The following is a 15,408-nucleotide window of genomic DNA, read 5'->3' as shown; positions in this document are numbered from 1 at the left end:
CTGTACGACGAAAGTAGAGGATTGTCAAGATAAAATTGTTGCCAAAATGGGTGATGGTTCAAGGGCGTGCGTGCGGGATGAAGGGGGGCCGTTTTTGTTGTGATATAACAAGAAAAAAACCATTGCTGAAGGGCAATCGATAGGAGTATCTCTATGGGTGAACTTGTTACCACATTACTAGGTACCCCAATACCTACCCTGCTGGTTATCGGGGGGATTATCTTTTTGTTTATTTCAATTTTTCCAATTAAAAAAATATCTGGATCGAAGCCATCGCAAGGTCAGCGAATATCTTCGACGCTAATAGGTGTCATCTTGCTCTTAGGCGGTATTTCTCTTTATTTGCCAGTTTTTCAAACAGAATTACCTGTTTCCACTGAAACGAAAACGCCAACACTGCCCACAAACACCTCTGCTGTTCTTCCAATTGATACGCAACCAATTCCATTTACACCGATAGTTGGGGAGGGGAAATCGTAATATCTGAGGTCATGTCTGTTCCTTGTAGTTTTGCTTTTAGTGGTCCAAATAAAAACGAATACGTTGAAATATATAATTATGGGACTGGTGACGTAAACGTGAATGGATGGTGGATTGCGACTAATGCGAATGGTCAAGGCACGCCAGATGTAATTGTGTCTTGGGATGCCGTAAATCCTAGTGTGGATATGGGTGAAGATGTTATTACTGACACCACGATCATTCCCCCAAATTCCTATGCGATTATTCTGTCTCCACTATACTATATTGATGATGGAAAATACAGTTTGCCTTATAGGTTTCCGAAAGGTACGATACTTCTATCTCTTGGAAATTCTGAATATCTTGGACTTGATAGCATTAGTTTGCTCGGAAATTCTCTTCCTTACTCAGTGTTGGTTTTGTATCAGGGAACTCAAGATTTTATGAACGAAGTTATGTCAACCTATGGCGCTCCTTCGTATGGCTCTTCACCTCATAACATTCAGAGTGAAAGACAGGATAATTTCCCTTTTCCAATTAATGATTGTTATTCGGTAGAGCGAATTGTTTTATCATCACCTGATAACAAAAATAATTGGCGAATTGTGGAGAATGGCAATCCTGGTGCGGGGGATTATTATCCTTGATGTATCTTCAGGTGAAGCCTTCTCCCTCAAATCCATCCTCGCGGAAAAACGAGCGGGGCTAAAGCCGCCTGCTCAGTACATGGAAGCCCTTCGGGCTGGCGTAGCCAAGTCCGCTTTGAGCGGACTTTCAAGAACTGAGGCAGGGCTTTAGCCCGCTGAATCAAAGATTATGAAACCCTACTCCTCCCTCAAATCCATCCTCGCGGAATTCTTTCCTCTGCACCGCACCCTCGCCTCCGACGACCATGACAAGACGTTGGAGATCGTCGGCTCGTATATGCCCGACTCGTCCAACTACACCATCGAGACCTACGCGCCGCTGACTCAAGTCTGGACATGGAAAGTGCCTGAGCGATATGTTGTCCATGATGCGTATTTGGAAACCGAAGATGGCGAGCGCATCGTGGATTTCAAGGACAATCCGCTTCATATTGTTTCGTACTCGTTACCCGTTGATAAAGTACTGACCTTTGAAGAACTCCAGCCGCATTTGTATTTCAACGAGAAGCGTCCGCACACCGTGCCGTGGGTTTTCAAATACTACGAACGCGACTGGGGATTCTGTCTGCCGAAGAACACGTTCGACAAACTCCCACGCGACAAGAAGTATCACGCGGTCATCAAGTCTGAATTCATCACCGATCCCAGGCAGGGATTCAAAGTCGCTATGGCTGTTGTCCATCCGCAGGGCGGAGCGAACCCCTCAGCGGGTGAGTTCCTTGTGCAGGCGCATACGTGTCACCCGATGCAAGCCAACGACGACGGCGCGGGCGTAGTCAGCGCGATCGAGTTGGCGCGGCGACTCGCAGAGAATCCGCTTCCCGCTGGCTCGATGAGCGTCCGCTTTTGGTTTGGACCCGAGACCATCGGCACGATCGCCTGGCTCGCGCACAACGAGTCGCTCATCCCGAATCTGCGCGGCGGAATTTTCATGGAGATGACGGGCAACAAAAATAAAATTGCATGGCATCATACGCGGCAACACACACATCTTTTAGATCGAGTTACGAGTTACGTGTTACGAGATACGGATCATGAGGTGCGAGAATTTGCGGCGGCTCCCGCCAACGACGAGCGCGTCATCAACGGACCTGGCGTCAACGTGCCATGCATCTCGCTCAACCGTTTCCCATACGACGAGTATCACACCACCGACGATAATCTCGACATCATCCACGAGGACATGCTCATCGGCGCGGCGCGAATCGCCGAAGACATCATCCGCATCTACGCCAGCAACTACATTCCCAAGCGCACCTTCCGCGGTCCCGTTTTTCTCAGCGGTCACGGTCTCTGGGTGGATTGGCGCGACAATTGGGCGCTCAACCGCGCTATCGAAAAAATTATGATGCGCTTCGAAGGTCAGCACAGCATCTTCGACATCGCCGAGCAGGTCGGTCTCGATTATCAAACTGTTTACGAGTATGTTGAAAAATTCAGCGTGAAAGGATTTGTGACTCCGCTTCCCATTCCATTTGAAGGAGAGACATCGTAGGACAAATTGCCAATTTGTCCTACTAGAAACCATGAAACCAAACGTAGTCGCCATCATTCAGGGACGCATGTCGTCATCGCGTTTGCCTGGGAAGATTCTCGCCGACATCGCGGGTCAACCGATGTTACAACGCGTCTTCGTTCGGACCTCGCGGTCTGCTTCTGTTTCCCAAACCTTGTTCGCCACGACGACGGACGCGTCCGACGACCCCGTCGCCGAATACTGCGACTTCAGCGGAATCCCGTTCACGCGCGGCAGTCTCTACGATGTGCTCGACCGTTACTATCAAGCCGCCAAATCCACGAAGGCGGATGTGGTTGTGCGTGTCACGGCGGATTGTCCAGTGATTGACCCTGAGTTGATTGATAAGGTAGTTAGAACAGTAATCAGTGAACAGTCATCAGTGGATTTTGCGGCGAATCGGCTTCCGCCTCCATGGAAAAGAACTTACCCGATTGGTCTGGATACCGAAGTCTGCACGTTTACCGCATTGGAGCAGGCGTGGAAAAAAGCCAAAGAGCCTCAACACCGTGAACATGTAATGCCCTATCTCTACGAAGGTGTACAACTGATCACTGATAACCGATCACTCCAAACTGGCACCTCCCCGCGCGGATATAATATCGCCCTGCTCCACCACGTCACTGACTTCGGCGACTACCGCTGGACGGTGGACACGCCCGAAGACTTGGAATTCATGCGCCAAGTCTATGCCCACTTCAACGGACGCGATGATTTCTCGTGGAAGGAAGTTTTGGACCTGGTTCACGATCATCCCGAATTGATGAAGATCAATGCGGGCGTGCAACATAAGACGTTGAAGGATGTTGATAAACGCGCGCTCAAGAAGTAAACGTACCGCAACATTCATGTTGCCGCTGGGGGGGCGCAAGATAAATCTTGCGGTACTAAAAACTGATCACTGATGACTTTACTCACCCTCTTCTCCGCCCCCAAACCCTTTACCAACCCTCACATCGCGATGATTCAGCGCAATGCTATCCGCTCATGGACTCTTCTCTACGATGTCGAAGTTATTTTGCTTGGCGAAGAGACGGGTCTTGCCGAAGCCGCGCGTGAATTGGGTGTGAAGCACATCCCCAACGTGGCGCGGAATGAATCGGGCGTGCCGCTGATCTCATCCATGTTTCAACTTGCCCGCGAACACTCGGACAGCGACCTGCTGTGCATCGTCAACGCGGATATGATTTTGATGGATGATTTTATTGAAGCCGCAAAGCATGTCAAAAGTCAAAGGTCGAAATTCGTCCTTCTTAGTCAGCGTTGGGATCTCGATGTAACTCAACCGCTTGAGTTCGCCAATGACTGGCAAGACAAATTACGCAGTATGGCTTACGCAGTAGGCTCTCTCCACCGTCCCGCAGGAAGCGATTTTTTCCTCTTCCCAAAATCCTGTTATCAAGATGTCCCGAACTTTACGATCGGTCGCGCGGGCTGGGACAATTGGATGATCTACAAAGCGCGGAAGGAAGGCTGGGCTGTGATTGATTGCACGCCGTCGGTGATGATCGTGCATCAAAATCACGATTACTCGCATCTGCCTGATGGCAAATCGCACCACGAACATCCCGAAACGAATGAAAATATCCGTCTCGCGGGCGGACAGGCGAATGTGCGCTACACAATTTTAGACGCGACGCATCAACTCGCGGATGGTAAACTTATCCGCCCGAAGATGACGTCGCTGAGATTGACGCGCAAGTTGGAATTGTTTTTGCGTGCGATCTTTTTCTTTTTGCCAGAAAATATGATCGAGAATGTTGTAAGACCGAAGAGATGGCAGAAGCGAATCAAAAAAATCGTAAATCGTAATTCGTAAATCGGAAATCGAAAATGCGTAAAGGTCAAAACCCTGCCAAGTTCGTCAAAGATGTTGCCAAGCCCGAACGGATCACCGTGGCTTTGTTGAACTACATCCCCTTCCTGAGCGGATTCTACGCTGAGACGCTCGAGGTGCTGAAAGTCTCGCTCGAATCCATGCGCAAGGACGCGGGTCTGCCCTTCGACTTGATGGTCTTTGACAACGGTTCATGCGCCGAAGTGCGCGACTTTCTCGTGAAAGAAAAAGAAGAAGGGCGAATCCAATATTTGATTCTGTCCGAAAAGAACATGGGCAAGGGCGGCGCGTGGAATGTGATGCTGGTGGGCGCGCCTGGCGAGATCATCGCCTACACCGACAGCGACGTGTTGTTCTCCCCGAAGTGGCTCTCGCGTTCCGTTGAAATTTTAGAGACTTTTCCAAATGTTGGCATGGTGACGGCGCGTCCCTTCCGCACGCCGCCTGAGTTTTACGAGTCGACTCTCAAGTGGGCGCGGGAAAACGCGAAGTTGGAAGAAGGTCAATTCATTCCGTGGGAAACGTTTTTGGAATTCAACTTGTCGCTGGGGCAGACTGAGGAAGAGAATAGAAAAGTCTATGCGGAGACTAGAGACTGGAGATTGACTTACCGTCCTGAGCGGAGCGGAGCGCAGTCGAAGGACGTGACCGCGATGGTTGGCGCGAGTCACTGGCAGTTCACCGCGTATAAATCCTCACTGAAACAATTCCTGCCCTTTGACATGGACAAGCCGATGGGACAGGTCCGCCAGTTGGACAAGCGCATGAACGACGCGGGTTTGTTGCGGTTGATGGTCCCTGATCCGTTGGCGATGAATATGTCCAATACGCTGGGGTATTTGAGAGGGGAGTTGGGGAAGGAAAGAGGAAAGACATCGTCCCCGAAGGGGAAGAAAGAAGGCTTGGGGAAGCGCGTGTTGGAAGTTGGAGTTGTCAAGAAGATTTTGCTGGCGGTGTATAACAAGATCTTTGGTTGGTACTATTCATAGCGGAAGGTTAATCCAATGACAACTTTTACACTTGCAGGCGATGAAGCGGGAGATGCCAGTCTCAACTTTGAAAAGGGAGCCTCTCGTTATTTTGTGGTTGCGCTCGTTGGTACTCAGGATGCCGACGGACTTCGTTCTGTTTTGGAAAATTTGCGTAAACGCGAACACTACGCAAAAGGGTTTGAATTTCATTTCAATGTGTTAACTACAAAGAAATTGCGCGAGAAGACTCTATCTGCTCTTCAAGCGGCCAACTTCAAGGCTTGGGCGTTGATTGTGGATAAGACTACAATCCCTGAGCCTCTTCGCATCCTCGACGGAATGGATTTTTATCTGTATCTTGTTACCGAATTGATAGACCGTATTCCCATAAAAGTCCGCGAGAAGGGAACCCTGATTTTGGATGAAGTTGGCTCTGCCAATGTCGCATTGGTCAAATTAAAACGCATGTTGAAAGTGCGTGGTATTCAGCATGGGTTTAGCCGCGTTTTCTTCCGACGCTCCCGAAGTGAAGACTTGATTCAAGTTGCAGATCTAGTGGCGGGAGCAATCCTTCGCCGTGATACAAAGAACGACAGCGAAGCCATTGATTATATAAAGGACAAGTTGGTAGAAGTATTCGAGTATTAAAGCAACCCGTCTCGCTAGCCTTGTCCATCAACATAGATGGGGGCAGGCGGCCACAGGCGGCCACTTTTCGCGAGACGGGGTAAGCCTTGCGGCTTTTATACATGCATTATACTCACTTGTAAAAATGAATTCAAGCCAACTTTTCCTGCCCTTTGACATGGACAAGCCGATGGGGCAAGTCCGCCAGTTGGACAAGCGCATGAACGATGCGGGCTTGTTGCGGCTGATGGTCTCCGATCCGCTGGCGATGAATATGTCCAATACGCTGGGGTATTTGAGAGGGGAGTTGGGACAAGAAAGAGGAAAGAAGAAAGTTGGATGGGGAAAGCGCGTGTTGGAAGTTGGGTTTATCAAGAAGATTTTGCTGGCGGTGTATAACAGGATTTTCAGTTGGTATTATTCGTAGGGTTAAAGATGACATTTTCAACGAATGTTAGGTATAAATAGTATACGGAGCGATTATGCCAGACAAACCGCCTGATAACGATCTCTTTGAACTGCTCAAGAAATTGTGGCTACCTCTTGCAGGCTTTATTGGGGTGATTACTTTGGTGTATAACTACTATAAGATGTGGTTGGGGGATCAGGAGACGGTGACATCTATAACAGCAGGCGCAGCATTAATCATCATCGTCATTATGTTGGGATGGGTGGGGTTCAGTAAAAAGACTGTATATTTGAAGGTCTCATTTCCAATAGGAGCCAAGATCCCAGAAACAAGTCCTCGATATTCTCAACCTGCTAGGCGAATTGTAAGGGTTGGTTTAGTGATTTTATTATTGAGCGCACTTGTGGGAATGTATTTACTTGGGAAACACAGACAGGAGCTCAAAGAAAAATTAGTAATAATGATTGCCGCCTTCGAGGGGCCGGAAGAAGTATATGGATTACGTAATGAAATCATAGAAAATCTGAATGCGGATTTTTCAAATGATGAAGATGTCGAAATTGTAATTATCGATGATGTTATTACATTAACTCAGGGTAGCGATTATGCACGCAAATTAGGCGAGCGTTATCTAGCTGATATTGTGCTTTGGGGATGGTATCGTCCCACTGAAAACCCGAATATCACCGTGCATATCGAAAATCTGACTCCTGAACAACTTTATCCTCTTGAAGAAAGTACAACCTTACAACCATCTACAACATTAGCGGAACTCGAATCATTCTCTTTTCAGCAACAGGCAGGTTTAGAGACAAGTGCATTAATCTCATTTTTGGCTGGCATCATTGATTACGAATCTTACCGCTACGACTCTGCTATTGCTCGGTTTGATCTGTCAATTCAAAATATGAAAGAGAAACCAGAGATTCTTGAGAATCTTGCTAATATCTATTTCTATAGGGGCATCGCAAAGAGTGATATCAATAAATTAGACCAAGCTGTTCTAGACTTTGACCATGCTATTGAACATAATCCCCAATTTTCAGCTGCTTATTACAACCGTGGCTTAGCTTATATGTTGTTAGGAGACTACGAGCGTGCTATTCAAAGCTATGACAAAGCTGTTGAGATCAACCCTCAATATGCACGAGCTTATCTTAATCGTGGTTCGGTCTATGCGATTTCAGGAGACTACGAGCGTGCTATACAAGATTTTGATAAGGTGATTGATATCAACCCTCAATTTGCAGAGGCTTATCTCAATCGTGGAAGCGTTCATAGAGCTTTAGGAGAATATGAACGTGCCATTCAAGATTACAATAGAGCTATCGAAATTGATCCTCAATTGACAGGCGTTTACAATGATCGCGGAAGTGCATATACCAATTTAGGAGAATATGAACGTGCTATTCAAGATTTCGATAAGGCTTTAGAGATTGACCCCAAAAACCCACTTGCTTATCTCAATCGTGGTTCGGTTTATTTCGTGTTAGGGGAATATGAGCGCACCATACAAGATATTGACAATGCCTTCGAATTTGGTATCCAAAACTTTCAAGACAAGCGGGCTTATCTTAATCGTGGTTTAGCTTATGCTTATCTGGGGTATTATGAGCGTGCCATCCAAGATTATGATAAGGCTATAGAACTTGATCCACAAAACCCATTCATTTACCGTAACCGAGGCGTAGCCTTTGGCTTCCTTGGAGAATATGAACGTGCTATTCAAGACTTTGATAAGGTTATAGAGCTTGACCCTCAAGATGCGACAGCTTATATCAGTCGCGGTTTAGCTTATAGTGATTTGGAAGAATATCAACACTCTATTCAAGATTACAATAAGGCTTTAGAACTCAATCCCCAGGACGCAAATGCATACCTCTTTCGTGGTCGAGCTTATTATTTTTTAGAAGAAAACGAGCAAGCGATTCAAGATTTCAACAAAGCGATAGAACTTAATCCTCAAGATGCAGAGGCTTATCTTAATCGCGGCTTTGCTTATGATAACCAAGGAAAACACGAGCTCTCAATTCAAGATTACAGCAAAGCAATAGAACTTAATCCTCAAGATGCATATGCTTACTTCAATCGTGGACTTGCTTATGCGTTGCTTGGGGAATATGAGCTTGCTATTCAAGATTTCGACAAAGCAATAGAACTTGATCCCAAAAATGCAGATCCTTACTATCCTCGTGGTTTAGCTTACCAAGCGCTTGGCAAAACTGTCGAGGCTGACGCCGATTTCAAGAAATACGAAGAACTTACTGGGCAAAAGCCATAGTTGACAATTTTTCCCGCACTCTTGGCGAATCTACAAGTCGGTATGTGTGTTTTGCTAAGTCTCAAAACGGGTAAAATCCATCAAATATGAAACGCATTTTCATCTCCGACGACCACGGTATGGCAAACGCTGGGCTGAAGCCGCACGCTCAGTACATGGAAGCGCTTCGCGCTGGATGCGCGAGTCCGCTTTGAGCGGACTTTCACGTACTGAGGCAGGGATTTATCCCGCCGAATCTCGAAGCGAGTAAAACCCATCAGATATGAAACGAATTTTTATCTCCGCCGACCACGGCATGGCAATCCCGCACGGACGTGAACGTCCGTGCTACATTTACAAAGCCGACTGAAAGTCGGCTAGGACGCTTATAGCGTCCTTTGTAGGAATAGCCCGATGGTTCATCGTCGGGCGGGGTTGAAGATGAGATAGAATCTCCCGAAGCCGAATCAGTTCAAACCAGGAAAGAAGCGGATCATCTTCCGACTATCCAACCACGCGACCACCAAACTACATGACTAAAAGAATCTTCATCTCCGCCGACCACGGCATGGCGATCATCTACTTCCTGCAAAGCGACGTTATCCCAACATTGCTCAACGCGGGCGTCGACGTCATCCTCCTCACCGATGATGCGATTGTCGCACAGCTCGCCTCACGCTTCACGCTTCACGGTCTTACATTCGAAAGCCTCCGCCTCCAACAAGCCAACGACTATGCCAAAAAAATTCAACCCCGCCTCCAATGGCTCCTCGCCTACCTGCGCCGCGTCGGCGGTTCGCGCCGCATCAACACCGAAGCCATGGACAGTCACATCTGGGAAGTGTGGGCAGAGAACGGTTGGAAGTTTCGCTTAGGGATTTGGATTCCATCTGCATTGATGATTTTGTTATTGCGAAATTTTTCATGGGCAAGAAAACTCCTTGTGAAGATTCAAAATCGCTTCACAACAAATATTTATTCTGACTTATTCGACAAATACGAACCCGATTTAGTCATCGCTTCGACTCCAGGCTGGCGCATGGATCGTTACCTCCTGCGCGAATCCGCCAAACGCGGAATCCCAAACATGACCGTCATCGTCGGCTGGGACAATTCATCGTCGTACAACGTCTCAGGCGCGGGTGTGCAGTATGCAACGTGTTGGTCGCAACTGCAAAAGGATGAACTGGTCTACGGCTCGGACTGGCAGCCTGAAAACGTCAATATCGGCGGCATCCCATCGTATGATGGATACTTCCGCAAGCAATGGCTCATGCCGCGTGATGAATATTTCAAGTTACATAAACTCGATCCCAATCGCAAATTAATTTCGTACGCCAGTAGTTTTGTCCATTTCGCGCCGAACTATCCGAACATCGAAGCATTGGCGAAGTTGGTCTCATCCGATTCGTTGGCAGAACCTTCGCAGTTGTTGATTCGACTGCACCCGAGTCATTTTCAGGATAGGCCGAAGATCTTCGCCGAAGAACGCGCAAGAGTATTTGATTTAGAGAAGAAATATCCGCACGTCCACGTTGTCCAACCCGTCGCGTTGGGCGGATCGCTCGGCTACTACGGCGGCGAAGACATGGACGAGAAATCCTCCATGATGGCATATTCGGATGTAGTGGTGACGGTCTATTCGACGATGCTGGTCGAGACCGCTGTCCACGATACGCCGATGATCGCCGCGACGATTGATATCCCTGGGGGGTGGAATAAGAAAAATAAATTTTCACTGTCACTGAAAGAGATTGGCGACTGGCCCACGCACAAACGATTCCGCGAGGCGAAAGCAGGACGCGTCGCCGAAAACGAGAGTCAGCTTCGAGACGCGTTAAATCTCTACTTGGCGAATCCAACCGTCGACGCGGAGGAGAGGCGGAAATTCGTCGCGGATGAGATCACCTTCACCGATGGAATGTCGGGCAAACGCACGGCGGAATACATCCTGAGTGTGTTGGAAAAAACGAACCGCAAAGACCGCTAAGGTCGCAAAGAGTTAAAGGTTTTCTTCGCGTTCTTCGCGCGCTTCGCGGTAAAGAGGTTTGGTACGATATAATCACCTCGGAGGCATTCCCATGACTGAAATCAAACCCCTCAATTGGAAACCCAAACCCGGCGTCGGCATGACCGTCGTGCGGCGCGGCGATGGCGGCATGACGCTTACCTTTACCGATCTATCCGACGCGACTCTCAACGATTGGCGCGAATTTGCGATGGAACATTTGCTTGGCGCAACAGGACGCACGCGAAATTTATACGACTTACGCGCGGTGAAAGAGATTCCCGAAAAAGCCATCCGCGCGGCGGTCGAAGCGAACAGCGATCCGTCTGCAAGAAATATTCGCGTCGCGGTTGTCGTCGCCGATGAAAAAGTGGCAGGCTCGATCCGCGAAGTTGCCGCGCTCGCGCTGGCAGGCACCGCCGCCGCGATGAAAATTTTTTCCGACATCAACGAAGCCGAAGCCTGGCTCGCGCGCCCGTTGGATCAGATCCCATGATTTCCGCGCTGAGCGGAGTGGCGCGTGATGTTCGCGCCGCGCAGTCGAAGCGCAAGTTGCATACAAACAAACACGCGCGATGAAATCCGACTCTCTGCAAGTTGGAAACTTCACATTCAAGTGGGGAAGCAAAACATACGTGATGGGCATCCTCAACATCACGCCCGATTCATTTTCAGGCGACGGGCTGATACCCCCTCTCCCCTCGGGAGAGGGACGGGGTGAGGGCAAGTCTCCCGCACTCGAACAAGCAAAACAATTTTTGAAAAACGGCGCAGACATCCTCGACATCGGCGGCGAATCGACTCGCCCCGGTTCGCAACCCGTCACCGCCGAGGAAGAACTCGCGCGCGTGATCCCCGTCATTCAAGACATCCGCAAAAATTTTCCCGACGCGCTCATCTCGATTGACACCTCCAAAGCGGATGTTGCCGAGGCGGGATTCAAAGCAGGCGCGAACATTCTCAACGACGTCTGGGCGCTTCGTGCCGACCCTCGGCTTGCTTCGGTTGCGGCGGCTTTTCGTGTGCCAGTGATCCTGATGCACAACCGCAGTAATCCCGCGAGTGTCGAAGTCCGTGAGCGGCTTGGGAATGCGTACATTGGCTCCGAGTATGAAGATCTGATCGAAGATGTGAAGCGCGAGCTACTCGTCAGCGTGGAGATCGCGAAAAAGGCCGGGGTGGAAGAGTCGCTCATAATCTTGGACCCAGGCATCGGGTTCGGAAAGAAGCGCGAGCATAATCTCGAGTTGATCAACAGGCTGGATGAAATCCGCGCGTTGGGGTATCCCGTGCTGTTGGGCTCATCCAGAAAATCGTTCATCGGCTTCACGCTCGATCTGCCCGCCGACCAGCGAGTCGAAGGGACAGCCGCGACCGTGGCAGTGGGCATCACGCGCGGCGCAGACATCATCCGCGTGCATGATGTGAAAGAGATGACGCGCGTGGCAAAGATGACGGATGCGATTGCGCGCAAGCGAAAGGAGAACGCGGAGTGATCGAACGAAAAAATAAATTGTTTGACGCGGCAAATTTTTTTCTGATCGCTGGCTTGCTGATCGGAATTTTTTATTGCGTGACAATTCCGTATGGAGCGGGCTTCGACGAAGAGCGGCATCTCGTGCGCATTTATTACATGTCGGAGAATGAGTACCTGCCCGTTTTTTCAAACGTGAGCATTCACCAGGAGGTGTTTGAACTTTCGTATCAACGCAGGCTCGCGCAGTCGCCTGCCTTCGACTTGTTCAGCCGCGAAAATTTTCTGCGGCGGTTTGGCGCTTCTGATAATCTTCGTTACGGGCAGGGGACGCAGTCCATCTATTCGCCTGTCATTTTTTTACCGCAGGCATTGCTCGGCAGATACTTATGGTGGAAGTTCGATTTCCCAATTCTGCCGACGATCATTCTTCTGCGGATCACTGGGTTGATGATCTATGTCCTGTGCGGATATTTCGCCATCCGCAAAATTCCGTTCGGCAAGTGGGTCTTTGCTTTGCTCGCGCTTTCACCCAGCGCCATGTTTCAAGCGTCCACGCTGAACGGGGACGGCTTCACGAACGGACTTAGTTTCGCCTTCATCGGTTTGGTCCTCGGAATCTATCTGAACGAAAAGCAGGAGATTAAGTCTTCGTCTCTTTGGGCGTTGGTCCTTCTTTCATTGTTGCTGGGATGCGCAAAGCCCGGCGCGATTATTTTGTTTCCGCTGTTATTGCTTCTCGTTCGGCATCCTTTCCCCTCAAAAAAATGGATTCTATTGTTAGGCGTCGTGTTGGCGGCATCGGCTATATTCAATGTTGGCTGGTCGGTCTACGCGACCAATGTTTCGACATACGGACAAGGCGGAGAGCAAAGCGTCCCGCGCCAGATGAGTTCGATGCTTTCGGACCCGATGGGATTCATCACGCCGCTCGTGCAGGGAATGGTTCTGACGTTTCCGTATCAAGTCCAAGGCTGGATCGCCGCGTATGGATATTGGGCAGGCAAAGTCCCCAGTCCGCTGTATCTGATTTGGCTGATCGGTCTCATCGCCGCATTCGTTGCCGAGCCGGGACGTGTGACGATCCCTCGCGGGGTTCGATTCTTTTTGATCGGGTTCTTCGTGTTTGCTTGTATCGTAACCTACACGGTCGCCTTCGTTGGGAATTACGCCACCGGCGGAGTCCTTGCCCTCGCAAAGCATGGACGCTATTACATCCCATACGCGCCGATGTTTTTTCTGGGTCTCGCAGGGTTGGTCGCGGCGAATGAACAAAGACGACGGCTCGCGGAATTTTTTAGTCTCGGCTCGATCCTGCTGACCGCTGTGTTTTTCTCCATCGGCATCTACACAACCTATTACACCTACTGCGGCTATGACGCCTATGTAGGAGGGATGTGCGCCCTGCCCACCTACAAAAATCTTGAAAAGGAAGACGCCCCGCAAGCCGAAATTTATGATGGGGTTGAAGTCCGCCAGTCGTTTACGAATTTCTGCGGCAGATTGCAGTCGGTGTCTGTGTTCATCAAATCTGTGCCTGATGATTCGGATGGAAAATTGTTGTTCACCATCTTGGACGAGAGGCAAAATATCGTCGCTCAAAAAGGGATACCCTTCCGAGAGATCGTGCCGGAGGACTACCTGACGATTCCTGCCGACCTTCCGCCTGATTCGCGCGGCGGGGAGTTTGAGATACAACTGATGGTTGATACTCCCAATCCGCAAGATATGGTCATTGCGCTTCTCACGCGCGGAGATTATTATCCCGGTGAATTGTCCATAGATGGAAATGCGAGAGATCGAAGCGACTTGTTGATCCATTATGTGTGCGCGGGTCCGTAAAGGAGATTTAATTGATGTTCAGCGATTACGGCAGAGAATTATTACGCAGTGGAATCATCGAAGCGAAGGCGGGACACAAAGACGCCGCGCTCCGCTACTTGGATCGCGCCGCCTACATGAGCCACGATCACGATGTCCTCGCCGAAACATGGTTTTGGATGAGCCAGTTGATTGACGATAAAGCCGAAAAGCGCAAAGCGTTGGAAAATTGCCTCGCGCATAATCTGCAACACGCGCGGGCGCGGCGCGCGCTGGCGATCCTCGACGGCAAACTCAAAGCGGACGAGATCGTTGACCCCGACCATCTGCCTCTCCCGCCTGAGGGATTGCGCTCCGCAGACGCCGAGCGATTCATGTGTCCCAAATGCGGCGGGCGGATGTCGTTCTCTCCCGACGGTCAATCGCTGACGTGCGAATACTGTTCGCGCAATCAAAAGTTTGTTGGGCAACCCGGCGCCGCCCCCCTTGCGGGGGAAAAGGATTTCATCGTCGCCATGGCAACCGCGCGCGGACACGGCAAGCCGTTGAACCAGCAAGTCTTCCACTGCGAAGGTTGCGGATGCGAGTTCATCCTGCCGCCGAATCAAATTTCAACCACATGCGTCTATTGCGGCTCGCCTCACGTCGTCAACTGGGAATCGGAGGAGCAACTGCTCGCGCCCGATGGCATCATCCCGCATCAATTCGATCAACAACGCGCGATCAAATATTTGGTCGAATGGGTGGAGAAAAACAAGATTCAACCCGAAAAGAAAGTTGATCTGCCGCGCGGCGTTTATCTCCCGTTATGGACATTCGACATCGGCGGTGAAATTCAGTATGTGGGCGAAATGTATGAAAATGATAAAGGTGTTTTCGGCCAACCAACATCTGAAATGCGGATGAAGCGCGTCTCCGATTCGTATCCCGTTTTGATCAACGACCTGCCCATCCCTGCCGCGCGAAAACTTTCAGGCGTCTTCCAACAATTGATTCCCACCTTTGAATTGAAAGCCGTCAAGCCATACGAAGCGGGTTATCTTGCGAACTGGCCCGCCGAAGTGTACGACATCCCGATGGCGGAAGCCTCGCTCGACGCTCGCGTGCAAGCGCTCGCCCGCTACAAACGCGAACTGCCTGCGCTCATCGCCCCCGCGCAACTCATTTCCACATCATCGTCAAAGATGATGGTCGAATCCTTCCGCCTCACCCTGCTCCCTGTGTGGATGACCGAACTTCCCTTCGGCGGGCGCGAGCATCTCGTGTTGATCAACGGCTGGACTGGAACCGTGAAGAGCGATCTGCCAGAAAATGGCTCAGGCGGGTTGATGGAATGGCTGGGAGATTTGATCGAAGGATAGCGTATAATATTCGAC

General features: G+C 49.9%; 14 protein-coding genes. All 14 read left to right on the top strand.

Annotated elements, in window-relative coordinates; all coding sequences use genetic code 11:
• Positions 1-153: 153 nt before the first annotated feature.
• A complete protein-coding gene (locus IPM31_04055; GenBank protein ID MBK9006148.1) occupies positions 154-480 on the top strand; it encodes a hypothetical protein in 327 nt (108 codons plus the stop codon).
• Between the two features lie 11 nt (positions 481-491).
• Positions 492-1,109, top strand: a complete 618-nt coding sequence (locus IPM31_04050) for a hypothetical protein (protein MBK9006147.1) — start codon at positions 492-494, stop codon at positions 1,107-1,109.
• 169 nt (positions 1,110-1,278) lie between these two features.
• The gene (locus IPM31_04045) at positions 1,279-2,604 is read left to right on the top strand and encodes a DUF4910 domain-containing protein (GenBank protein ID MBK9006146.1); all 1,326 of its coding nucleotides are present in this window, start codon (positions 1,279-1,281) and stop codon (positions 2,602-2,604) included.
• 31 nt (positions 2,605-2,635) lie between these two features.
• A complete protein-coding gene (locus IPM31_04040) occupies positions 2,636-3,457 on the top strand; it encodes a glycosyltransferase family protein (protein MBK9006145.1) in 822 nt (273 codons plus the stop codon).
• A 72-nt stretch (positions 3,458-3,529) separates the two neighbouring features.
• Positions 3,530-4,444, top strand: a complete 915-nt coding sequence (locus IPM31_04035; protein ID MBK9006144.1) for a hypothetical protein — start codon at positions 3,530-3,532, stop codon at positions 4,442-4,444.
• Between the two features lie 14 nt (positions 4,445-4,458).
• On the top strand, positions 4,459-5,451 hold the full coding sequence (locus IPM31_04030) for a glycosyltransferase family 2 protein (protein ID MBK9006143.1): 993 nt from the start codon (positions 4,459-4,461) through the stop codon (positions 5,449-5,451).
• Positions 5,452-5,466: 15 nt separating this feature from the next.
• Positions 5,467-6,081, top strand: a complete 615-nt coding sequence (locus IPM31_04025) for a DUF3800 domain-containing protein (GenBank protein ID MBK9006142.1) — start codon at positions 5,467-5,469, stop codon at positions 6,079-6,081.
• A 124-nt stretch (positions 6,082-6,205) separates the two neighbouring features.
• Entirely contained in the window at positions 6,206-6,487 is a 282-nt protein-coding gene (locus IPM31_04020; GenBank protein ID MBK9006141.1) for a hypothetical protein, read from the top strand.
• A 55-nt stretch (positions 6,488-6,542) separates the two neighbouring features.
• Positions 6,543-8,750: a tetratricopeptide repeat protein gene (locus tag IPM31_04015; protein ID MBK9006140.1), complete on the top strand. Its 2,208-nt coding sequence runs from the start codon at positions 6,543-6,545 to the stop codon at positions 8,748-8,750.
• Between the two features lie 511 nt (positions 8,751-9,261).
• Positions 9,262-10,719, top strand: coding sequence for a CDP-glycerol glycerophosphotransferase family protein (locus IPM31_04010; GenBank protein MBK9006139.1), 1,458 nt, complete (start codon positions 9,262-9,264; stop codon positions 10,717-10,719).
• A 91-nt stretch (positions 10,720-10,810) separates the two neighbouring features.
• Positions 10,811-11,233, top strand: a complete 423-nt coding sequence (locus IPM31_04005) for a hypothetical protein (GenBank protein MBK9006138.1) — start codon at positions 10,811-10,813, stop codon at positions 11,231-11,233.
• 79 nt (positions 11,234-11,312) lie between these two features.
• Positions 11,313-12,233 carry a dihydropteroate synthase gene (folP, locus tag IPM31_04000; protein MBK9006137.1) on the top strand — a complete coding sequence of 307 codons (921 nt, stop codon included), beginning with the start codon at positions 11,313-11,315 and terminating at the stop codon, positions 12,231-12,233.
• Positions 12,230-14,053, top strand: a complete 1,824-nt coding sequence (locus tag IPM31_03995; protein ID MBK9006136.1) for a DUF2142 domain-containing protein — start codon at positions 12,230-12,232, stop codon at positions 14,051-14,053. The genes folP and IPM31_03995 overlap by 4 nt, the downstream gene beginning before the upstream one ends.
• Before the next feature lie 14 nt (positions 14,054-14,067).
• Positions 14,068-15,393: a hypothetical protein gene (locus IPM31_03990; protein MBK9006135.1), complete on the top strand. Its 1,326-nt coding sequence runs from the start codon at positions 14,068-14,070 to the stop codon at positions 15,391-15,393.
• Positions 15,394-15,408: the final 15 nt, after the last annotated feature.

It is taken from the genome of Candidatus Defluviilinea gracilis (genome assembly GCA_016716235.1).
Lineage (GTDB): Bacteria > Chloroflexota > Anaerolineae > Anaerolineales > Villigracilaceae > Defluviilinea > Defluviilinea gracilis.
Note: the sequence above shows the minus strand (reverse complement) of the source record. Positions and strands in the feature narration are given on the sequence as shown.